20 protein-coding genes are annotated in these 23,173 nt (G+C 37.9%); 10 read left to right on the forward strand and 10 right to left on the reverse strand.

Translation table 11 applies throughout. The features are described 5' to 3' along the window. Positions 1 to 6: 6 nt before the first annotated feature. The gene (locus MUW56_RS13350) at positions 7 to 1,452 is read right to left on the reverse strand and encodes a lipopolysaccharide biosynthesis protein (RefSeq protein WP_292013643.1); all 1,446 of its coding nucleotides are present in this window, start codon (positions 1,450 to 1,452) and stop codon (positions 7 to 9) included. A 208-nt stretch (positions 1,453 to 1,660) separates the two neighbouring features. Here MUW56_RS13350 and MUW56_RS13355 point away from each other — a divergent pair, with 208 nt between their 5' ends. Next, positions 1,661 to 2,998 (forward strand): dihydroorotase, encoded by a 1,338-nt coding sequence (locus MUW56_RS13355; protein WP_292013644.1) that lies wholly within the window; start codon positions 1,661 to 1,663, stop codon positions 2,996 to 2,998. A gap of 237 nt (positions 2,999 to 3,235) precedes the next feature. Here MUW56_RS13355 and MUW56_RS13360 read toward each other — a convergent pair whose 3' ends face one another. After that, the gene (locus MUW56_RS13360; RefSeq protein ID WP_292013645.1) at positions 3,236 to 5,533 is read right to left on the reverse strand and encodes a GH92 family glycosyl hydrolase; all 2,298 of its coding nucleotides are present in this window, start codon (positions 5,531 to 5,533) and stop codon (positions 3,236 to 3,238) included. A 126-nt stretch (positions 5,534 to 5,659) separates the two neighbouring features. On the opposite strand from MUW56_RS13360, the gene MUW56_RS13365 reads away from it, so the two are divergent. The 9 genes from MUW56_RS13365 to MUW56_RS13405 all read left to right on the forward strand — a co-directional run bounded on the left by MUW56_RS13365 (position 5,660) and on the right by MUW56_RS13405 (position 15,324). After that, positions 5,660 to 6,541, forward strand: coding sequence for an SDR family oxidoreductase (locus tag MUW56_RS13365; RefSeq protein WP_292013646.1), 882 nt, complete (start codon positions 5,660 to 5,662; stop codon positions 6,539 to 6,541). Between the two features lie 78 nt (positions 6,542 to 6,619). Continuing rightward, positions 6,620 to 8,557, forward strand: coding sequence for a M1 family metallopeptidase (locus MUW56_RS13370; protein ID WP_292013647.1), 1,938 nt, complete (start codon positions 6,620 to 6,622; stop codon positions 8,555 to 8,557). A gap of 163 nt (positions 8,558 to 8,720) precedes the next feature. Then, entirely contained in the window at positions 8,721 to 9,608 is an 888-nt protein-coding gene (locus MUW56_RS13375; protein ID WP_292013648.1) for a DUF2589 domain-containing protein, read from the forward strand. Positions 9,609 to 9,623: 15 nt separating this feature from the next. Further along, entirely contained in the window at positions 9,624 to 10,322 is a 699-nt protein-coding gene (locus MUW56_RS13380) for a hypothetical protein (RefSeq protein ID WP_292013649.1), read from the forward strand. Beyond that, positions 10,322 to 10,900: a hypothetical protein gene (locus tag MUW56_RS13385; protein ID WP_292013650.1), complete on the forward strand. Its 579-nt coding sequence runs from the start codon at positions 10,322 to 10,324 to the stop codon at positions 10,898 to 10,900. The genes MUW56_RS13380 and MUW56_RS13385 overlap by 1 nt, the downstream gene beginning before the upstream one ends. Positions 10,901 to 10,912: 12 nt before the next feature. Continuing rightward, positions 10,913 to 12,175 carry a S8 family serine peptidase gene (locus MUW56_RS13390; RefSeq protein WP_292013651.1) on the forward strand — a complete coding sequence of 421 codons (1,263 nt, stop codon included), beginning with the start codon at positions 10,913 to 10,915 and terminating at the stop codon, positions 12,173 to 12,175. After that, complete coding sequence (locus MUW56_RS13395; RefSeq protein ID WP_292013652.1) at positions 12,172 to 12,375, forward strand: hypothetical protein; 204 nt, start codon at positions 12,172 to 12,174, stop codon at positions 12,373 to 12,375. Before MUW56_RS13390 ends, MUW56_RS13395 begins: the two co-directional genes overlap by 4 nt. A gap of 66 nt (positions 12,376 to 12,441) precedes the next feature. Then, on the forward strand, positions 12,442 to 13,269 hold the full coding sequence (locus MUW56_RS13400; RefSeq protein ID WP_292013653.1) for an endonuclease/exonuclease/phosphatase family protein: 828 nt from the start codon (positions 12,442 to 12,444) through the stop codon (positions 13,267 to 13,269). A gap of 189 nt (positions 13,270 to 13,458) precedes the next feature. Continuing rightward, positions 13,459 to 15,324 carry a M1 family metallopeptidase gene (locus tag MUW56_RS13405; protein WP_292013654.1) on the forward strand — a complete coding sequence of 622 codons (1,866 nt, stop codon included), beginning with the start codon at positions 13,459 to 13,461 and terminating at the stop codon, positions 15,322 to 15,324. Positions 15,325 to 15,361: 37 nt separating this feature from the next. Here the strand turns inward: MUW56_RS13405 and MUW56_RS13410 are convergent, their stop codons facing one another. From MUW56_RS13410 to MUW56_RS13445, 8 genes are all read right to left on the reverse strand, one after another. Further along, a complete protein-coding gene (locus tag MUW56_RS13410; RefSeq protein WP_292013655.1) occupies positions 15,362 to 16,747 on the reverse strand; it encodes a phosphatase PAP2 family protein in 1,386 nt (461 codons plus the stop codon). Positions 16,748 to 16,849: 102 nt separating this feature from the next. Beyond that, a complete protein-coding gene (locus tag MUW56_RS13415; RefSeq protein WP_292013656.1) occupies positions 16,850 to 17,842 on the reverse strand; it encodes a zinc metalloprotease in 993 nt (330 codons plus the stop codon). A 305-nt stretch (positions 17,843 to 18,147) separates the two neighbouring features. Beyond that, the gene (locus MUW56_RS13420) at positions 18,148 to 19,152 is read right to left on the reverse strand and encodes a zinc metalloprotease (protein WP_292013657.1); all 1,005 of its coding nucleotides are present in this window, start codon (positions 19,150 to 19,152) and stop codon (positions 18,148 to 18,150) included. A 246-nt stretch (positions 19,153 to 19,398) separates the two neighbouring features. Further along, the gene (locus tag MUW56_RS13425) at positions 19,399 to 20,040 is read right to left on the reverse strand and encodes a response regulator transcription factor (protein WP_292013658.1); all 642 of its coding nucleotides are present in this window, start codon (positions 20,038 to 20,040) and stop codon (positions 19,399 to 19,401) included. Continuing rightward, on the reverse strand, positions 20,037 to 20,822 hold the full coding sequence (locus MUW56_RS13430) for an ATP-binding protein (protein WP_292013659.1): 786 nt from the start codon (positions 20,820 to 20,822) through the stop codon (positions 20,037 to 20,039). Before MUW56_RS13430 ends, MUW56_RS13425 begins: the two co-directional genes overlap by 4 nt. After that, on the reverse strand, positions 20,801 to 21,445 hold the full coding sequence (locus MUW56_RS13435; protein WP_292013660.1) for a hypothetical protein: 645 nt from the start codon (positions 21,443 to 21,445) through the stop codon (positions 20,801 to 20,803). The genes MUW56_RS13430 and MUW56_RS13435 overlap by 22 nt, the downstream gene beginning before the upstream one ends. A gap of 27 nt (positions 21,446 to 21,472) precedes the next feature. After that, a complete protein-coding gene (locus tag MUW56_RS13440) occupies positions 21,473 to 21,997 on the reverse strand; it encodes a hypothetical protein (RefSeq protein WP_292013661.1) in 525 nt (174 codons plus the stop codon). 424 nt (positions 21,998 to 22,421) lie between these two features. Beyond that, positions 22,422 to 23,096: a hypothetical protein gene (locus MUW56_RS13445; RefSeq protein ID WP_292013662.1), complete on the reverse strand. Its 675-nt coding sequence runs from the start codon at positions 23,094 to 23,096 to the stop codon at positions 22,422 to 22,424. Positions 23,097 to 23,173: the final 77 nt, after the last annotated feature.

The following is a 23,173-nucleotide window of genomic DNA, read 5'->3' on the forward strand; positions in this document are numbered from 1 at the left end:
GGATTGCTAAATAGCAAAATAGAGACCAAAGTTAATTTTTTTCACTTTTGATAAAAGCATATCTTTTTCCGTATAAATCAAAATTCCTGCGTAGAGTAAGAATAAAAGGTTTCCTATCCAGAAATTATAATCAAAGAAATAGACCATTAAAAAGCTGAAAAGCATCAGCAATCCTAAAAAGAAGGTCATTTTTTTAATCCTGTATGGAATAGGATAATATTTCTGTCCCAATAAATAGGACGTAATCATCATAACGAAATAGGCGATGAAAGTTACCCATGCTGAGACCATAAATCCATATTTGGTAAGGAACAGAAGGTTCAGCACAATCGTAAGCCCGGCTCCCAACCAGGAAATCACAGTTCCTATTTTGGTTCTGTCGGTTACTTTGTACCAGGTAGAAAAATTATAATAGATACCGAAGCACAGATTGGCAATCACGATAATCGGGATAATGTCAACAGCAGTCCAATAAGTACTGTTGGGAATTAAGATCTGTTTTAGCCATGAAATATTCGCTATGATTCCCATTGCTACTGTGGAGGCAAAAAATGTGAAGTATTCTGTAACTTTAGCATAGGTGTTTTTGGCATTATCATTATTCATCTGTTTGAAAAAGAATGGTTCGATACCCATTCTGTAAGCAGTGACAAACAATGTCATCAGAACTGCCAACTTATAACATCCGCCATAAGCACCGGCATCTTCATTCGGAATGTAATAAATCTGAACAGCTTTGTCAAAATTTTCGTTGAACATAAACGCCAGACCGGCAATCATGACCGGCCAGGAATAGGTAATCATCCTTTTAAAGAGGTCAACAGAAAACTGGAACCGTATTTTGAAAACAACCGGAAGCAGCAAAAGAAAGCCTAAAAAACTGGCAGCAAGGTTACTGTAAAAAGGGAAAGATACTTTTTCCTTTAAACCGAAGCCCTGGGAAACACTTAAAGGAATATACAGGAATAAGGCAACTGTGACAACGGTCTGAAAAAGAGACTGCAGAACTCTTACCAAAGAATATTTAATCGGTTTGTTATTATACCTCAGCCACGCGAAAGGGATCACACAGAGATTGTCGAAAAACGCAATCCAGGCAAACCAACGGATGTATTCCGGATTAGAGGAATACTCCAGAGTATCAGCAATTGACTGGCTGAAAATCAGACATCCCAGCAGGAAAAGGGTAGACAACCCAAAAAGGAACCAAAAAGAGGTGTTGAATGTTTTCTTTTCATTTTCCTTTTCTGCAGAAAAACGGAAGAAAGCCGTTTCAAAACCAAAAGACAGCATAATATTTACAAAAGAAATTAATGCATAAAGATTGGAGAATATGGCAAAATCTTTGTTTTCAATCTGGTTGATATATAAAGGGTTGAGAATAAATAAAATAACTCTCGGCATAATCGCCCCAATCCCATATATGATCGTCTCGTTGAGAAGTTTTTTCAAAATGTGAAATTTTATGCAAATGTAAATATTTAGAAATTGATTTATGATCAGTGATATTAAAATTCATTCATAAACCTTAATTTTGCGGTGTACAGAAGTTAGAAGCAAGAAGTTAGAAATTAATGACCATATTTTTATTGGCCAATGATAATTTATAACCCCAAATTTTTTCTAACCTCTCACCTAACCTCTAATTTCTACGTAAAAAATGAAGATCCTTATCAAAAATGTAAACATCGTCAACGAAGGAAAAGTCTTTGAAAGCGATATCTTAATAGAAAATGATTTAATTTCTAAAATAGAAACTGCTATTGCAGAAGATGCAGATCAGATCATTGACGGTTCCGGGAAATACCTTCTTCCGGGTGTTATTGATGATCAGGTACATTTTCGTGAACCGGGCCTGACCCATAAAGGAGATATTGAAAGTGAATCCAGATCTGCCATTGCTGGCGGGGTAACCAGTTTTATTGATCAGCCGAATACGGTTCCGAATGCCGTTACCCAGGAATTATTGGCGGATAAATATGAAATTGCTTCTCAGAAAGCTTATGCCAACTATGGTTTCATGATGGGGGGAACCAATGACAATCTTGAAGAAGTCCTAAAAACAAATCCCAGAAATGTTCCGGGAATTAAATTGTTCTTAGGATCATCTACCGGAAATATGCTGGTTGATAACCCTGAAACCCTGGAGAATATCTTCAGTAATACCAAAATGCTTATCGCTGTTCACTGTGAGGATGAAGCTACGATCAGAGCGAATACCCAAAAGTATCTGGATGAGTACGGAGAAGATATTCCGGTAAAATTTCATCATTTGATAAGAAGTGAAGAAGCTTGTTATAAATCCTCTTCCAAAGCCATTGAACTGGCAGAGAAAACAGGGGCAAGGCTGCATGTCTTCCATCTTTCAACAGCAAAAGAAACAAACCTTTTCAGAAATGACATCCCTTTAAAAGATAAGAAAATTACCGCTGAAGTTTGTGTTCATCATTTAACCTTTACAAATGAAGACTATGAAACAAAAGGAGGCTTGATCAAATGGAATCCTGCGGTAAAGACTCAAAAAGATAAAGACGGTCTTTGGGAAGCATTGCTGGATGACAGAATTGATGTAATTGCCACTGATCATGCCCCGCATACTGCTGAAGAAAAACAGAATGTGTATACAAAATGCCCTTCAGGAGCTCCTTTGGTACAGCATTCATTGATCGTGATGCTTGAGAATTACAGAAACGGAAAAATATCTCTTGAAAGAATTGTTGAAAAAATGTGCCACAATCCGGCTATTCTTTTCAGAGTTGAGAAAAGAGGTTTTGTAAAAGAAGGATATAAAGCAGATCTGGTTTTGGTAAACCTTAATGAAGACTGGACGGTTGCTAAAGACAATTTATTGTATAAATGCGGATGGAGCCCATTGGAAGGCATGAACTTCCATTCTAAGGTAACCCATACTTTTGTCAATGGACATTTAGTATATGACAACGGTAAAATTGCAGAAGAAAAATTTGGAGAGCGCTTGCTTTTTGAAGTTCAGGCGTAATTGGGTAAAAAAATTGCAAAATCCCTTTTGTAATTCGTATCAGATATAATTTTAATGACGATGATATCAATAGAAGCGGGCTTTAGCCCGCTTTTTATTATAACATATGCATATGGCTTCAGCCCAAACTTACTTTAGAATAGAAGAATCGGCAAAGCGCAGTCTTATTTTCTTGCAGATAAGCATATCACATGAATTCGTTTGATTCCACGTGATTTTCAATTTTACCTCAAATCATTATTTTTTCGCCTTATCCCCCATATAAAACATCAGTTTTCCGCCATTCATTATTTCAGTGTGTTTCAAAGTGAAATTTTGAATCTCTTTTCCGTTTAAAAGAATTTTCTGAACATAGACGTTCTTCGGCTCCTGATTGACGGTATCAATTTCAAAGGTCTTTCCGTTTTCCAGATTCAAAACGGCCCGTTCAACAGCAGGGCTTCCAATGGAATAGTCTTCAGAACCCGGTGCCACAGGGTAAAACCCAAGTGAGCTTAAAATATACCACGCACTCATTTGCCCGGCATCATCATTTCCTCCCAATCCATCCGGAGTGGCTTTATACTGCATTTCTAAAATATGGCGGATCTGTGCCTGCGTTTTCCACGGCTGCCCTGCCCAGTTATATAGATAAGCGACATGATGGGCCGGCTCGTTTCCGTGTACATATCCACCGATGATTCCTTCTCTTGTAATATCTTCAGTATCTGCAAAAAACTCATCAGGTAAATGCATGGAAAACAATCCGTCCAGTTTTGCAGCGAATTTTTTCCGGCCGCCCATCATTTTGATCAGTTCATCCGGGTTTTGCGGAACAAAGAAACTGTAATTCCATGAATTTCCTTCAATGAAGCCCTGTCCATGGGTACTTAATACATCAAAATCTTTTTTGAAACTTCCATCTGCCAGCCGCGGGCGCATGAATCCGATTGCTTTATCAAAATTATTTTTCCAGTTTTCAGAGCGTTTAATAAATTGATTGTATATTTCAGTTTCACCCAAATATTTTGCCAGCTGGGCAATCGCCCAGTCATCGTAGGCATATTCTAGTGTATTGGAAACTGAAGTTCCGTTTTTCTCGGCAGGAATATAGCCCAAATCAATATATTGTCCTATCCCTTCATAATTTCTCTTACTGGCTGTTTCTACACAGGCTTTCAAAGCTTCTTTTGGATCACCGTTATAATTTCCTTTGATAATGGCATCAGCTACTACGCTTACGCTGTGATAGCCGCTCATACACCAGTTATCATTGGCATAATGTGACCAGATAGGAAGCATTTTCATTGAAAACTGATTGTAATGCGCCATCATGGATTTTACCATATCATTATTCCGTTTAGGCTGAATAATATTGAAAAATGGATGGAGAGCCCGGTAAGTGTCCCATAATGAGAATGTTGTATAATTTGTGAATCCTTCTGCTTTATGGTTGTTTTGATCCAGCCCCTTATATTCTCCGTTGGCGTCCATATAAACTGTTGGGTTAATAAAAGTATGGTACATGGCAGTATAGAAATTAACCTTTTCGGTCTCAGATCCCTGGATGACAATTTTATTTAATTCTTTATTCCAGTCTTCCTGGGCCTTGGCTTTTATCTGATTAAAATTTAAGTTTCCTGTTTCCTTCTCCAGATTTTCAAGTGCGTTGGACTGGCTTACAGGAGAGATGGCAAGCTGGACTTCAATCGCCTCATTTTCATGGGTGTCAAAATCAAAATACATTTTCAGATTTTTTCCGGCGATTTCCGGAAAGTTTTCAGTCTGGTTGAATTTTCTCCAAAATCCTTTATATACCTGGGTACCGTCATCGTTTTTCTGGCCGTATGATTTAAAAGGTTTCGAAAACTTCATTGCGAAATATACCGTCCGGGTTCTTGCCCATCCGTTCGTCTGGCGGTACCCTGTTACGGTGTTGCCGTTTTCTACTCTTACATAGGTCCAGACATTTTTTCCGTCATAATTATAGATCCCTGCCATTAAATCCAGAATGATATGAGATTGATCGGATTTAGGAAATGTATAGCGGTGAACGCCAACTCTTTGGGTGGCTGTCAGCTCTGCCAGAATATTATAATCATCGAGTTTTACGTTGTAGTATCCTGCCTCTGCCTTTTCATTTTGATGGGAAAATCTGCTTCTATAGCCCTGTTCAGGATGAGAAGCTGTTCCGGGGTTCAACTGCAGTTTTCCGACAGTGGGCATGATAAGGAAATCTCCCAGATCGGAATGGCCTGTTCCGCTGAAATGGGTTGCACTGAAACCTGTAATTGTTTTGTCTTCGTATCGGTAGCCGGCACAATACTTATATACTTCACCATTATACTTTCCGTTGAGCTCATAAGAAATGGAATCTGTTTCAGGACTTAGCTGTACCGCTCCAAAAGGGACTGTAGCTCCGGGATAAGTATGTCCCATTTTTTCAGTTCCGATCAACGGGTTTACGTATTGATAAAGCTTTTCAAATTTTTGAGCTTTCAAATTTGAGGTGAAAAACATTGATAATAGAAAAATAACAGTTCCCGGATTTTTCATGAGTAAGTATATTATTAAGGGATAAAATTAATTAAAAAACAAAGAATAATTATTTATGGCATTATTTATAAATTTAAATTGAGGGCCATCCGTTCAATATTTATTATTTTTAGAAAAATATTTCATATGAATTTATATACACAACCAATGTTGCGCGAAGGCGCACTGAAAGATAAAGTAGCGATTGTAACTGGAGGGGGAAGTGGTCTTGGAAAAGCCATGACCAAATACTTTCTTGAATTGGGAGCCCATGTGGTGATCACTTCCAGAAATCTTGAAAAGCTTCAGGGTACAGCTAAAGAACTTGAAGAGCAAACAGGAGGTAAGGTGCTTTGTGTAGCTTGTGACGTAAGAAACTGGGAGGAAGTGGAAGCCATGAAAGAGGCCGCTTTAAAAGAATTTGGCAAAATTGATATTCTACTGAATAATGCGGCCGGAAATTTTATCTCTCCAACAGAAAGGTTAACGCATTCTGCTTTTGACTCTATTGTAGATATTGTTTTGAAAGGAACAAAAAACTGTACCCTTTCAATAGGAAAGCACTGGATAGGTTCTAAAAGTCCGGGAACCGTTTTAAATATTGTAACAACTTATTCGTGGACAGGATCTGCTTATGTAGTGCCTTCAGCATGTGCTAAAGCCGGAGTTTTAGCGATGACAAGATCATTGGCTGTGGAATGGGCAAAATATGGAATCCGCTTTAATGCTATTGCTCCCGGACCTTTCCCTACAAAAGGAGCATGGGACAGATTGCTGCCTGGTGATCTGCAGGAAAAATTTGATATGAGAAAGAAAGTCCCTTTGAGAAGAGTAGGAGAACATCAGGAACTGGCCAACCTGGCAGCCTATCTGGTGTCTGATTATTCTGCATATATGAATGGTGAAGTAGTGACTATTGACGGTGGTGAATGGCTTCAGGGAGCTGGTGAATTTAACATGCTGGAAGATATCCCTCAGGAAATGTGGGATGCTTTGGAAGCTATGATTAAAGCAAAGAAATCAAACTAATTAAAAAAAATAATGAAAAGGTGCCCGGATTTGTAACAATTCCGGGCACCTTTTTTACTTATCTGTAAATTGTTTCAAATGAATTATAAAATTCCAGCACTTGTTTCTGCAGTTGCGCTTTTCCTTTTTTCAGGGTCTGTGTATGCTCAGGAAACCCCAAAATATGATTATGTAGAGGCATTTAAGCCGTTCTTCTATCCTCAGACAGGTACGGAAACCCGCTCCGCAAGCGGTCAGCCAGGCCATGCCTATTGGCAGAATTCAGCAGACTATCATCTGAATGTCAGCCTGAATGAAGATAAGAAAGAGATTGCCGGTACGGCAGAGATTAAATATACAAATAACAGCCCTGATCAGCTGAATTTTCTTTGGTTGCAGCTGGACCAGAATTTATTTGCAAAAGATTCTCGTGGAAACGCTGTTGTTCCTTTAGCGGGCAGCAGAAACGGGGCCCATGGTGAAGAGCTTCAGGGAGGATATTCTATTAAGTCTGTGAAACTTGATGGGAAAGCGGTGAAATATACCATTACCGATACAAGAATGCAGATCGATCTGCCTAAAGAATTGAAAGGAAGAGGAGGTGTGGCGAATATTGTCATTGACTACTCTTTTATTTCTCCGGAATATGGCTCAGACAGAATGGGGGTACAGGATACTAAAAACGGCAAGATCTTTACGATGGCACAATGGTATCCGAGAATGTGTGTGTATGATGATGTAATGGGTTGGAATACCCTGCCTTACCTTGGGGCTTCGGAGTTTTATCTGGAATACGGAAATATTACAGCTAATATTACTGTACCTGCCAATCATTATGTGGTTGCATCCGGAGAACTGCTTAATGAGAAGGAAGTGTATACTAAAGAGGAAATTAACAGATGGAAGCAGGCCAGAGACAGTGATAAAACCGTGATAATCCGCCCTGAATCTGAAATAAATAAAAACAAGGCGGCCGGAACAAAAACCTGGAAGTTTAGAATTGTACAGGCCAGAGATTTTGCCTGGGCATCTTCTGCCGGATTTATTTTAGATGCAGCGAAAATCAATCTTCCGAACGGTAAAAAATCATTGGCTATCTCTGCCTATCCTGTTGAAAGCGCCGGTGATAAAGCATGGGGAAGATCTACAGAATATACGAAGGCCGCCATAGAGCATTATTCAAATAAATGGTATGGTTATACTTACCCTGCAGCGACCAATGTTGCAGGAAATGAAGGTGGAATGGAATATCCGGGAATTGTTTTCTGTCATATGGATTCTAAGGGTGAGGATCTTTGGGGAGTAACGGATCATGAATTTGGACACAATTGGTTTCCAATGATCGTAGGGTCTAACGAAAGATTATTTGCCTGGATGGATGAGGGGTTTAATACATTCATCAATGGGCTTTCAACAGAGGCTTTTAATAAAGGCGAATATAATAGAAAACCGAATATGGCTCAGTCAGGAAGTTTTCTGCTGAGCGATAATTTGGAACCTGTTATGGTAGGTCCGGATAATATGAAAGAAAGGAGTATTGGAGCGCTGGCTTATTATAAACCTGGAGCGGGGTTGTCAATTTTAAGGGAAACCATTCTCGGACCTGAGAAGTTTGACAAAGCTTTTAAAACCTATATTGACCGTTGGGCGTTCAAACATCCTACTCCTTGGGACTTCTTTCATACCATGGAGAATGTTTCCGGGGAGGAATTGAACTGGTTTTGGAGAGGCTGGTTTTTCAGTAAGTGGAAAATTGATCAGGCTGTTAAAGACGTACGCTATATCAACGGAGACTTTAAAAACGGAGTTCAGATTACCATTGAAAACCTTGGCCAGCTACCAATGCCTACAACCGTACAGCTGAAATTCAAAGATGGGACGGCGCAAACGGTGAAAATTCCTGTTGAAGTTTGGAAAAGAAATACAGAATGGACTTTTAAAGTTGATTCAAATAAAGAAATAGATGAGGTAAAGCTTGATCCGAATTCGGTAGTCCCAGATATCAATCTGGAAAATAACAGCCGTAAACCGGCATAGATATTAGCAAAATATACTTATTATAAAGCCTGAACTTGCAATTGTAAGTCAGGCTTTTATTTTTAGGGTGTTTTTCCGGGGTAAGTAGAGGTGTTTCCCTACGGTGTTTGGATTGTCAGTGATGTAGTTTTGCTCTACCATATTAATACAAAAACAAAACAACATGGAAACATTAAAATCAGTGCTTGAAGCAAGCCACGCCAAAAAAACAAAAAATGAGTTAATCGACCTCTTGTCGGGAGTAGAAAAAGTACTTAGCCCTGCAGTCTATGAAAAGGTATCAGGAATCGAGACTTCAGAATTAAGTGCCCTTACCAATAAAGAACTGCTAAGTATCGTAGAAGACTTCAAAAAAAACTATGATGAAAAGTGGGAAAAATCTTTTTCCGGCGCATCTTCAGAAATTATGAAACTTATTGCCGGTAAAATGGCCGCTGATGAAGAGATCTTCAAAACTTCAGACGCTGCTAATGCAGATTTCGCTGCAGAATTGGGAAGTATTGACTTTGCCACCATTATTGGCGGACCTTTGGATGCGTGTGTAAAAGCACAGTCTAATGCCTCTATTGCCACCGTTAATTTCATCAATGAAGTAGGTTTCGAGCTTACGGATCCCAACAACCCGAATAGCGCGAAAAAATTAAGAATGGCAGAATTCAAATACACCAAAAATATTCCCAACCCGGATTTTGATCCGGACCAGCCGGTAAGCAGCACTAATCCTAAAACGATTCCTGATCCGGTAGAACTTACGGTTCCTTTTATAGCATTGTTAAACGTTCCAAGCTTCAGAATTGAAACCTGTGAAGTAGACTTTAATGTTAAACTTAATTCAACATACACCAAAGACGTAAGTGACGAATTCGGAATCAATGCCGGAGTATCCGGTGGATGGGGGCCTGTAAAATTCAAAGTGGATGTTTCTTACAAAAGAACTTCCAGTACAGGAATCAAAGTGGAAAAAGAATATTCTCTTGGGGTAAAAGTGAGAGCAACCAATGATGAAATGCCTGCCGGACTTGAGAAGGTTCTTGGACTTCTTTCTCAATAATACGTTTTACGAAATATGATAAAATTATCAGATTACCTGGATTATCTCAACAACGAGATAATTCAGGCTCGTAAAAAAGCAGACGAGAATGCTGTTCTTATTGCCAAAGAATATGCCCGTCATGAATACCTTAAATATTTTAAGGTTCCGAGATATGCCCTGCCCAGTGTAAAGATGGATATCCCCATCAAAATCACGGATATAGATTCTGCACCCAAATATAATTTTAAACTGAATCAGGATCAGTTCGTGATAGAAATGAATGAGAGAATCCGTCTGGTAAACAGAGAGAAAAAGATGAATATTCCTGAAATTACAAGAAAACAGATTCAGACTGAAGAGTTTAAGGCCTTGTTCAGTAAACTGGAAAAGAATGATCAGAAATTCGGAAAACTCCCTGCCAATGAAGTTCTTAAACTGGATCTCAGAAACAAAGTACAGCTTCTTAATTCCGGAATCTTCCGGCCTCAGGACGGGACAACAGAAGAAGAAACTGATGAGTTGAAAGAGATTTTTTCAAAGGTTTTACTGAATAAATATACACTGGTGAATGCAAAACTGAACAATATTTATATAGATCCCAATACCAGCGCAGCGGAAGATAAAGATAAGCTGTTCATCAACCTTCATGTGGAAATGGAGGAAGAAGGAATCAGAATTGTGTCTTACAAAGATAAAGACGGTAATGAAATAGAACAGATAACTTTTGAGTAATGCAGGAACTTATTCACTACACAGTACAGAAAATCAAAGAACTTCTGGAACATTTCAATGAAGTTCAGGCTTTATACCTGTCAAAATCATTTGACTTTGATGCCCGGTTTGATGTATTTCTCAGCGAGGTCCTGGAATATTTCCGTACAAAAGGAAACACCAGCCACGAATCCGAAGTTTTGAAGATCATGAATAGGATTGCAACCGTGAAAAGAGGTTTTAATCCCATAAAAATGGAGAAGATTATAACGGGAAGGCGAGAGCTTCTCGGAGGGTTTTCTTTCAACGGGTTAGAAGGTATTTATGATATCCTGATGGAAATATATGCGAAGGAAAACAAAAAACTGGACGATGCAGAAGAACTTATTTCAGGGATCATTGTTTCATTATACCAGAATGGAATTTTGGATGATGAAAAGGTGAAAGAAATGAATTCTGTTCCCAAAATTGAAAGCTTCTGGAATTCACTGGCCGAGCAGAATACAGCCATATCAGGAATTAATAAGAAACTAAGACTGACTATTATCCCGGAAGATATTTTCCTTATTCTGGAAAAAGTATTTCTGAAGTTAATTTAAAAAAAGATCATTATGGAAACCGGAAGATATATCGTTCTGCTGAAAGATCAGCAGAAAAACGCACTCAAAAAAATAGAGAAAGAATTGGAAATGAGTATTACTTCCTCAGAGCTTCTCTCCAAAGAAAACCGTTCTTATGAAATTATTGATCAGGATAACGGTGTGCTTTACAAAAATCTGGGGATTCTCGTGGTGGAAAATAGGGATGAAGATCAATTGAAAAGTGCTGTGAAAAACGAATCGAATTCTATCGTTTATTACGAAAAAGAACGGGAATTTTTTCCTGCAGATGAATTGCAGTTGGTCAACGAGCTTAAAAAACAGTCTGCCGGACTCGCAGAAAAAATTTCAGAACTTGAAAAATACATCACCAGCAAGCCTTTACCCCAACAATCATTGGTTGAGATGGAATGGGGACTGAAAGCTATTGGGCTGGAAAATGCCAACTATACAGGAAAAGGGATTGATGTCTGCATTCTGGATACAGGACTTGAAACTTCCCATCCTGATTTTTCCTCTGAAGAAATTGAAGGTAAATCTTTCATCGACGGACAAGATTGGAACAGAGATCCCAACGGGCATGGTACACACTGTGCGGGAGTTGCCACAGGAAATACCAGAAGCGATACGGGAAGATATTACGGAATTGCCAGAGACTGCAATCTGAAGATTGCAAAAGTGCTCGCAGACAATGGGAGAGGGACTACCAGCAGCGTGATTGATGCCATAGACTGGGCGATTACGAAAAAATTCAGAATACTGTCCCTTTCGCTGGCATCTCCGGTGAAACTTGATGATCAGCCTTCCCTGCTTTTCGAAACCATAGGAGAAAGAGCATTGGAAAATAATTGCCTTATTATAGCGGCTGCAGGGAATGACAGCAACAGACCGCAGATTCCGCAACCCGTTTCAATGCCTGCCAATTCAAAATCTATAATGGCTGTGGGAGCTATTGACAGCCAAATGAAGATCGCCAGATTTTCAAATGCGGGTATCAATCCGTCTACAGGAGGGAATATCAATGTGTGTGCTCCCGGAGTAGATATTATAAGTGCTTATCCTAAAAATGCAAAGAACAAAAATAATTTTTATTACAGCATGAGTGGTACAAGTATGGCTGCACCGCATGTTTCCGGACTTGCTGCCTTGTATATGGAACAATTTCCCAATAAACCGGCAAAAGAAATCTGGGAACTTATTGAAAACAGGGCCAGGCCTATTGAAGGCATAAAATACAGAGATATAGGAAATGGTTTAATACAGGTATACCTATGATCACTTATCTCGCAGTTGTAAAGAAAGATATAAATATTAAAAAGCTTGAAGCTCTTCTCAAAAGTAAAGAGATAAAGCTGGCAGCTCACTATAAAACCATTGGGGTTGTAAAACTTGAAAGTAGCGTACCTGTTTCAGAGAACGAATTTCATGAGTATTTTATATCTATAGAAGAAGAAAAAGATAATTTAACAATATAATCATATCAATAAAGCTTTTCTGTCACGGAGAAGTTTTATTTTTGTCTCTTATTGATAAAATAGATTATGAATTTCAGATTTTCAATTGTATTCCTGATGCTTTTTGTATTGGGATTTTCACAGGACTTTAAAGTAATGAGTTTTAATGTCCGGCTTAATGTTGAATCGGATAAAGAAAATTCATGGCCCCAGAGAAAACAGGATGTTGCCGATTTGCTTACTTATTATCATCCGGATTATTTCGGAGTGCAGGAGGCTCTTCCTGAGCAGATGAAGGATATTAAAAACGGACTGAAAAATTATGATTACATCGGAGTAGGAAGAGATGATGGTAAAGAAAAGGGAGAGTTCTCTGCGATTTTTTATGATACAAACAGGCTTGATGTGGTGACGTCCGGGACATTCTGGCTGTCTGAAACCCCTGAAAAACCTTCAAGGGGATGGGATGCTGCATTGAACAGGATCTGTACTTACGCAGTATTTAAAGATAAAAAATCAAAAAAAGAATTCCTGGCAATGAATCTTCATTTTGATCACATCGGAAATGTGGCCAGGGTGAAATCTTCTGAGCTGATCCTGAAAAAGATCAAAGAACTTAATCCTAAAAATCTGCCTGTAACATTAAGCGGCGATTTCAATCTGACCGAAGATTCAGAACCTATTAGAATTCTTTCTCAGAATATGAAGGATACTTTCTATCATTCGGAAACAAAACATTATGGTCCGGCAGGAACATTTACCGCGTTCAATATCAATGAAGTTCCGAAGGAGAGGATTGATTATATTTTTACCAAAGGTTTCACCATAAAATCTCACCGACATATTAATGACAGAAGAGAAAATCTGCTGTATCCGTCAGACCATTTTCCGGTTCTTGCAGAACTTTCATTATAATATTATCTGGTTGTAAACCGATAGTAAATCCAATTCTTTTTAGGGATTGGATTTTTTATGTAATTGTGGAGAAAAATGAGCTGTGAAATAATGGGTGCAAAGGTTATTTTGAAAAATATTATGATAAAAGAAATGCTGTTCTATGCGACATTTTCGTTATTTTTGAGGCCAATCTTAAAAAGGATATTTATGAAGAGAATTTTTTCCGGAATGATGATGGTGGTTTCATTGTTACAGCTTTCTGCCCAGGAATTATATATGCCTAGAAACATTAAAAAAGCCTATGAAAAAGGAACCCGCGATATTTCCGGAGCTCCTGGTAAAAATTATTGGCAGAATAAAGGGATTTATAAGGTAGAAGTAAAAGTAGATGCCAATACCAAGGTGGTTTCCGGAAAAGAAACAATTGTCTATACGAATAACAGTCCGGATAATTTGAATGAGCTGGCTATACGATTTGTGAATAATCTTCACAAGCCGCAGTCGCCAAGATCAGGATTTGTATCTGAAGATTTTCTGTCCTCAGGATTGAAGATCAGATCTTTCATTGTAAACGGTGAAAAATATGATATCAACAGTGATGATTGGAGTACCGTTGAAAAAGTAAAGTTAAAAACAGCTTTAAAATCTAAATCAAAAGCTGAAGTAAAAATTGAATGGGAGTATCCGCTGTCGGTACAGAGCGGAAGAGAAGGCCAGATAGATCCGGAAACGTTTTATGTAGCCTATTCTTTCCCTAGAATTTCTGTGTATGATGATTATAATGGCTGGGATATGCTTCCTCATTCAGACCGGCAAGAATTTTATAATGACTTCAATGATTATAGTTTTGCGATTACAGCACCAAAGAATTATGTAGTTTGGGCAACCGGGGATTTTCTGAATCCGGATGCTGTGCTTCAGCCGGAATATTTAAAAAGATATAAAGCTTCATTAAAAAGTGACAAAGTGATGAGTATCGCTACGGAGCAGGAAATGAAGTCAGGAAAAGTAACCAAACAGAGCAAATGGAATGTTTGGAAGTTTAAAGCCAATCATATTACGGATTTCTGTTTTGCAATGAGTAATCATTATGTATGGGATGCCGCGAGTGTTCAGCTGAAAACCAAAAGAGCCAGTGTGCAGGCAGGATATAAAGCCGGAGCAAAAGATTTTGAACATTATGTGGGCTGGATGCGTTATAATCTGGACTGGTTTTCTAAAAACTGGCCAGGCGTAGAATACCCATATAATGTAATGACCGCAATCCAGGGGTATGCAGATATGGAGTATCCAATGATGATCAATGATACCAGTATTCCCGATGACCTGAAGGATGCAAGACTGACTGCCGATCATGAAATTGCCCATACTTATTTCCCGTTTTATATGGGAATCAATGAAACAAGATATGCTTTTATGGATGAGGGATGGGCAACAACATTGGAATATCTCATCGGAATTGATGAAAACGGGGAGGCTGCCGCGAAAGAGTTTTATAAGAATTTCAGGGTTAAAAAATGGATCAATGATCCGTCTGCAGAACAGGATCAGCCGGTTATTACGATGAGTACACAGGTAAGCGGCCCGGGATACGGAAATAATTCCTATGTAAAAGCGTCCTTATCTTACCTGGCTTTAAAAGACTACCTGGGAGATGAATTGTTTAAAAAAGCTTTACATCATTATATGAATAACTGGAATGGGAAACATCCGGTGCCCTGGGATTATTTTAACTCTATGAATGCGGGAGCGGGTAAAAATCTGAATTGGTTCTTCCATAACTGGTTTTACACCAATAATTATATCGATTTAAAGGTAGCTGGTGCTTCGCAGAAGAATGATTTGCTTACGGTAAATGTTGTAAATGTGGGAGGATTTGCTATTCCTTTTGATGCGATACTGTCATATGAGGATGGGACAATGGAAAAGCTTCATTTTTCACCTTCCGTCTGGGAGAAAGATCAAAAGCTGACAGATCTTGTGATTCCGATCAAGAAAAAAGTAAAATCAGTACAGTTGGATGGAGATCTTTTTATGGATTATACACCGGGAGATAACAGTAAAACTTTATAAAAGTAAAAGCCTTCACAATCTGAAGGCTTTTTTAATGTTAAAAATAGGCAGTTAACCTTAGGCCCAAGGTGATGTAGTTGATTCTCTCTTTAGCGATCAGACGGTTAAGCTCTTGATCCAATTCATCACTTTCTTTGACTTCATCACTAAAATGATAGCGGATGCTGGATTTGATCTGATTATAGTCTGCATATAAAGTAAGCCCTAATCCGGGGTTGAATTTATAGGTGAGAGAAGTTCCTGCATTCCAGCGGAAGGCAGGCTTAGGCTTGTATCGGGCAATCTGGAGTTCGTGAGTAGGGGTGTCTATACTGTCGCTTTTTATAAATACTTTTCCACTTGCTGTTGCTGAGTATCCGGCAGTTGCCTTCAGGGTGAGCTGCCATTTGTCGGAAAACTCGTGAGAAAAATAGGGACCTGCTCCGGAACCGAGAAAACCTAAAGATTGAGTGATGATACTGTAGTTTCCAAAATTCTCTCCTTCCTCTAAAGGAATTTTCAGCGGTTTAATAGGGAAGCTGCTGAAACTGAGGTCTCCTCCGATACCCCATTTTTTTGAAAAGAAATACGCGCCTTCCAATCCACCCTCAAATCCTACCTGTTTTTTGTTGTCGAGGTCGGATTCTTTTAAAAAGTTAGTAGTACCCAGTGCAGAGCCGAGCTTTATCGCAATAAAAGACGGGTAGTCATTCCCCTGTATTCCGGATAAAAGACTTAGATTGTCTCCTTTATTTCTATACATTTTGTCGATAAAGAAATAGCCCAGTTCGGTAGATATGATCCCAATCCCTGCGCCTGCCAGAACATCGGGAATCCAGTGTCTGTTGTTTAAATTTCTTCCAAGTCCGGTAAGAGCTGCCGTACCATATCCTGCAATGCTATATGCCGGGTTTACCATACCATACTCCTTATGCAGAAAGCTCGCGTTGGTGAAAGCCATTGCGGTATGGCCTGACGGGAAGGAATTGTTTTTAGAGCCGTCAGGGCGCTCAACCTTTGACGTATACTTGATAGAATTGACCAGAATTCCCATGATAGCTAAACTTGTAACATAAGAAAGGCTGGCCCTTCCTATATTGTTTCTTCCTTTTACTCCGGAAAGCTTTAGCCCATAAACTGCAGCTGCAGGCGCATACTGGAGATAATCATCATATTTGGCTTTAAAAGTAGGAAGGTAACGGTTTCTGATCTCACGGATGCTCTCTTTTTCTCCCCAGGTAGCAGCTGCAGCGGTAAAAAGTAGTGCCGGAGCCATTGATTTTTTTACCCATTCCCTCTGAAAGAAGGTCGTTTTGTTTTCAAGGGGCAAGCCGGTGCTGATGGAGGTAATATCTTTCTGAAGATTTCGAGACTGAATGGTATCTTGTGCTTTATAACAGCATATATGTAAAAATATACAGGCTGCTAATACTATTTTTTTCATCCTTAATGTAAAGTCGCATAAAAATATAAAAAAAATCCATCTCTAAGAAGAGATGAATTTATTATTATAGAATTTATTTTACTGATAAATAAATACTTATCGTTAATACAGCCTAAGTCCTGATCTTGGTCCGGAAATAGAAACTACAGCCTGCATTCTTTGTCTTTGATTGGTGGTAAACATGATCATAGCCCTATCATCTACATAATCCATATAGTTCATGAAGATTTGAGAACGGCTCACCCCACTGCAGACACGGTTTAGAGGATAAGAAGGAACGCCGTAATTAGGGCCTGGAGAAGCAGGAGTGTCATTAGAATAATCGGTCTGGCATCCTACATCATATGATCCCCAAAGGTGCGGCAGATTTAAATAATGACCTACTTCATGAGTAGCTGTTCTTCCCAAATTGAAAGGAGCTGATGTACCAGAACCTGTTCCGATATAAGGAGCACCAATCACAACACCGTCTAAAGAAGCATCGATCGTTCCCGGATAATAGGCATACCCAAGGGTGCCGTTGGTCATTTTATTCACAATCCAGATGTTTAGATAATTGTCAGGGGAAGTAGCGACAATACCTGTGGAAGCTGATTTCATTTTGTTTTCGTCAGGGGTCCAAACCGTGGTGCTGCTCTGTTTTCTTACTGTTTTTTCCAGTCTGAATCTGATCTTAGTGTCTCCTGCTTTTACGGGAACAAATTCTGAAGGGGTATTGCTGATGTCTGAGTTTGTAGCACCATAATCCCGGTTCAGGACATCAATCTGCGACTGTAATCTGGCATCAGATACATTTTCATTGTCTGTATTATAAACAACATTGAATACTACAGGGATTTCTACGGTGCCGTCATCCAGTACTTTGCCTACTTTGATGTCGCTGAGGCGTTGTTGTGTAAATTCTTCTATAGCGTTAACTCTGGCCCTGGCAGCAGGATCCATGCTTAAAATTTTATCCCTCATCAAATCGGAAGGACAAACCCTTTTGCCGGATAGTTGTTGAGGTTGTGTTTCAGGCTGTTCTGCTACAGAATTGACATCGTTGTTACAGGAAGCTAAAAATAGAATTCCAGCTCCCAAAAGAATTTTTTTCATATTATATTATTTTGGATTTGAGTTTGTGAATTTATATCAATTAAATTTAATATGCAAATTATTCTTCAAATTATTTGATTATTAATATTTTTTACTTTCAAATGTTACGATTGTGTTAATAAAAGAGGCTTTGTTTTGAATTTTAGTTAATTTAATTAAAAATATTATTTTATTTCACTTTATTGTGTGTTTTTTATGAAAAAAATACTATTGATTTAATTTTTTTATAAATTTCTCATTTAATAAAAAACCGTCCCAAATAATGGAACGGTTTTACTATCTTATTGGGTTTAAGTTTCTGATGATTAGAGTGTTCTTAGTCCCGATCTCGCGCCTGAAGAAGCTACTACAGACTGCATTCTTGTTTTCTGACCAGCAGAGAACATAAACATTGCGGCATCATCTACATAATCCATATAATTCATAAACATCACAGATCTCTGCACACCACCGCAGGTATTGTTTAGAGGATAGGTAGGTTTTCCGTAATTGGCGGTTGTCTGTGTAGGAGTATCGCTAACCAGGTCATTTCCGCAATTGGCATCACCCCAGATATGTCTTAGATTCAGGTAATGTCCTACCTCATGTGTTGCCGTTCTTCCTAAGTTGAAAGGAGAAGAAGCGCCGGTTTTACCAAAATAGGGAGCTGCGATTACAACACCGTCATTCCATAAGCCCGCTGATTCAGGGAATGTAGCATATCCGAGAATGGTCTGCCCCTGGCTCGTCATTTTACCTACTATCCATATGTTCAGATAGTTGGTAGGATTAGTGGCGTCAATACCTCCCTTGGATGCTTTTTTCATATCATTATTGGTAGACCAGACTGTTTTTGAGGTAGATTTTCTAACCGTATTTACCAGTCTGAACTTTACTTTAACATCACCTGAACTTACGGGCAGAAATTCCGAAGGGATTTTGCTGACATCACTATTTGTACCGGAATAGTCAGCATTCAATACACTTATTTGTTCAGCAATTCTTGTGTCAGAAACATTTTCTGAAGACGTTTTATAGATAACATTCACGATGACCGGGATCTCTACGCTTCCATCAGCAAGAACTTTTCCTAATTTCATATCATTGGTAAATTTCTCAGTATTGCTTTCTAAAGCTGTATATCTTTGTCTGAGCTCTGGACTGCTTTTCAGAGCTTCCTGTCGTATTTCTTCAGAAGCACAACCTCTTTTAGCCAGATCAGCCGATGTTGCGGGTTGATCAGGTGAAATTTCATTTTGATTGGTAATGTTGTCGCTGTTACAGGCAGACATCAGACCGAGCATAAGTGCTCCAAATAATAGTTTTTTCATATTACAATTTCTTTTTGTTTAAGAATATGAAATTATAGCATTTAAAATTAATATGCAAACTATTTTTCTTTTTAGTTGATATTTATATTGTTTTTAGTTTAAATAAATGAATATTTTATAAAGAAATTGAATTTATGTTGATTTTTAATCATTTTGCATTAATGAGGCAAAATATTTTATTTTTAAAATTGATTTAATGTAAATAATTAATATTATTTATATTTTTTATGATTTTTTTAATTTGAATTAATTAGCGAAGCCATTTTTGATCGCAAACACTGCAAGCCCTACACGGGTTTTCAGTTCCAGTTTTTCACAGAGCTGGTCACGATAGCTTTCAACCGTCCTGGGGCTGCAGCACATTCTGTCTGCAATCTCTTTATAGCTGAGCTCCGTTACCGTGTATTTCAGGAATTCTTTTTCTCTATCAGAAATCCTTATGGAAACTTCGGCTTCCTTATCCTTATTAAGATTAGAAAATATAATTTTTGATGCCCACTCAGGATAGAAGAAACCATCGGAATTTAATCTTGTAAGGGCTGTTTCCAAATCTTTTGGATGGGTATTTTTTAATAAATATCCCTTTGCTCCGTTTCTGATCATTTTAATGACGCTGTTGTCATCACCCTGCATACTCAGGGCCATGATTTTAATGCCCGGGTGATGAGCTGAAAGCCAGGAGGCTGTTTCAAAGCCATCCATAATAGGCATACTGATATCCAGCAAAATGATATCCGGGATCTGCATGCCGTCTTCAAATTTCTGTATCAGATCTTTTCCGTTTTCACATACATAGATTACTTCAAAGTCACTGAAATTTCCAATAATCCCTTCCAGTGCTTTAGCGATAAGGATGTGGTCATCAACGATTACAATTGTTTTTTTCATGATTGTTTTTTTAAGATAATGTGAAGCCGGGTTCCTGAGTTTTCCTTACTGTTAAGGTGGAAGTCTGCCCCGATGATTTCAGCTCTGTTTTTCATATTGGTAAGACCAATCCCGTTAGAAGTTATCCGGCTGGTGTCAAATCCGATACCATCATCATTAATGGTAAGCTCCCAGAGGATATTTTCAGCCGTACTTAAGTTAATAAAAATATTTTCACAGTTGGAATGTTTAATGCTGTTTTGAATAAATTCCTGAATAATCCTCAGAAGGACATTTTTATGAACAAAACCCAGATCAAGCTGATCGAAATTATATTCAAATTTTACATGGCATTTTTTAAAAGAATTGGTAATGTCTACTTCGTCCTGAATTAAAGTTTTAATATCCTTTTGATTGATATTATCATCGGTCAATGTTTTTGAAAGATTTCGGAGATCCTGCAGGGATTGATTGATAATCTGAGAGACCTGCTCGATTCTTTCGCTGGCTTCCGGAACTTTATTTTCATAAAGCATTTGTTGGGTGTAAAGGCTTACCAAAGTCAGCTTTTGGCCAATATTGTCATGTAGCTCCCTGCCGATCTGCTGCATGGTCGCTTGCTGAATTTCCAGCTGGGTAGCTAGAAGTTCCTTTTGGTGGATCTCATTTTTAATCTCAATTTCATTCAGGTATTCCTTCTTCCGCTGTCTGTAGTTTCTAATATAGATCGCCACTGCAACGACGAACATCACAAAAAATATATTAAATAAAATAATAACGATTAAGAGTTCTGTTTTCCCCATATGAATGAACTTGCAAATAAAATATACATGACTACGCCTGAGATTAGAAAATAACTAAAATAAATATTCCAGATTTCCATGTAATTGATCAAAACCGGGAAAAGGGCCATGAATGGTAATGTTCCGATATACGACAGGGTAACTCCCAGGTTAATGTAAAACATTCTGTTCTTATTAAAATGGAGGATATCCTGTGAGTTAATTTGCTTATAATATTCCATCACTACCAGAAGCATTAGGATAAGACACCCAAATGTATAATTAAATGCAAATACAATTTTGCTTCCTGAAAAATACAATTCATTGGGAATAAATGAAAGTAGGTATAAAAAGGATAAGATGAAAAATAATTTGGGTCTTCTTAAAGATTTTGCAGCATACAACCAGTAAAAGAATATAAACTGGATGGGCATCAAAAAGTAATTGTAATATTGTGATTTAGAAAAATAAGTGAATTTTCCCCATCTCCCATAGGCTTCCCCAATAAAGATAAAAACTAAATAAAACACGAAAAAAATCCAATATTGCTTTTTTAGACGATGATAATAAAAAAGCGCTACAACCGCAGCGAGTCCTTCGGCCCAAAGCATGCTTTTGCTTACAAATTCCTGGAAATCAGTCATGTCCTGTTTAAAGTAATAAATTAATGGTTAAAAAAACTCAACTTTAGAGTTTGACGGTGGAATAAGCTGTCCGTTATTTTCTCCCATAACGCCGTCGTCTTCAGGAGCCCTTCTGGCACTTAATGCTAAGTTTATAGATGAATTGCTTTCTGAATAATTAAAATCATAATGATGGGTTTCTCCTTTCTCATCTGTTCTTTTTACAGTAGGAATCATTACCAGTGTGTGCCTTTCAGCATATTCCTTGGCGATGGGATGAGAGCTCATTATATGCCAATTCTCTTCTTTCGGGTAGGCTGCATAATAAAATCTGATTCCCAGGTCTTCTTCAGAAAGGTCAGGATTATTTTTGCCGGCTTCTTCCTCTATCATGGCAATAAATTTTTTTAATTTCGGAAGATCAAACCATATGGAATGGGCGTCATTGATGCCTAAGGTCTCATTGATAGCATTCAAATGATTTTGGCGATAATTATCTATCAAAGCCTTAATCAGTTCATTGGACATTCTTCCGGATTTCGGACCATGCCCATTAGTAGATTCTGTTTCCATAACTTAGGTTTATAAAAAATTAGTGTATCTGCAAATTTCGCAAAAAAATATGGTAGAGAGAATAATAAATACTGGGGGATTTTACTGTTAATTTACCGTGATTTTACGGATTGTGTGTGAAGACAGTATGGGATAAGGCATAGTTTGAAAAAAAAACGGAGAAAAAATCTCCGTTTTTATTAAATACAAGGGTATCTTTTAGGATCCCTGCAGATGTACCCTGTGGAACAGCACAGCCCTGTGGGACAGTTCATGTCGATATCACAACTTATAATTTCAGCAATTCCGCCTGAAATTTTTTTCAATGCTTCTCTCTTTTTAATCTTTTCATAGTGATTTTGTTTTAGTTAGATTAGTGTATAAATATAATGATATTTCACTTACTATAGAAAAAAATTAAAAATTCGCTCTAATTTGCCTTATCTCATGATGATCGTAAAAAAGATTCAGGGTATTTATCCTTATGCTTTCCCCATATCAGGGAAACGGAGAATAAAATATACATAACAATTAAAGACATCTGAAAATAAGAATAATAGATGTCACGGATTTCTTTGTATTGTTTTATCTGAATGAAAAAGGTCCAGAACGGCATTGTTCCAATATAAAATAATGTAACTCCCAGATTGATATAGAACATTCTGTTGCGGCTGAAGTTTAATATCTCAGAAGAATTAACCTGCTTATAGTATTCCATAATTACCAATCCCATTAGAATAAGGCAGCCTAAGGTATAGTTTAATGAGAAGATTTCTTTCCGGGTATTGAAAAAGAGCTCATTAGGGATAAATGATAACAGATAGGTCAGGGACAGAATATAAAACAATTTCGGCTTTCCAAAAGATTTTGCCGCATACAGCCAATAAAAAAATATAAACTCAAGGGGAATGACAAAATAATTATAAAATTTTGAACTGTCATATTCTATGAATCGGGGACTGTATTTCCCAAACACTTCACACAGGAAAATAAGGACCAGGTACAGGCAGAAATATTTCCAATAATGATGCTTTTCACGGTTAAAATAAATAATGGCGGTGATTGCTGTAAATCCTTCTACCCAAAGAATGGTCTCATAAAGTATTTGTGGAATAGTCATTAATTAATTTTGTTAAATATGGAATAATTGTAAAAAAATAATATAATTTTCCCCCAAAAGTATTAATAAAAAGTAAG

The sequence above is a fragment of the Chryseobacterium sp. genome (genome assembly GCF_022869225.1).
Lineage (GTDB): Bacteria > Bacteroidota > Bacteroidia > Flavobacteriales > Weeksellaceae > Chryseobacterium.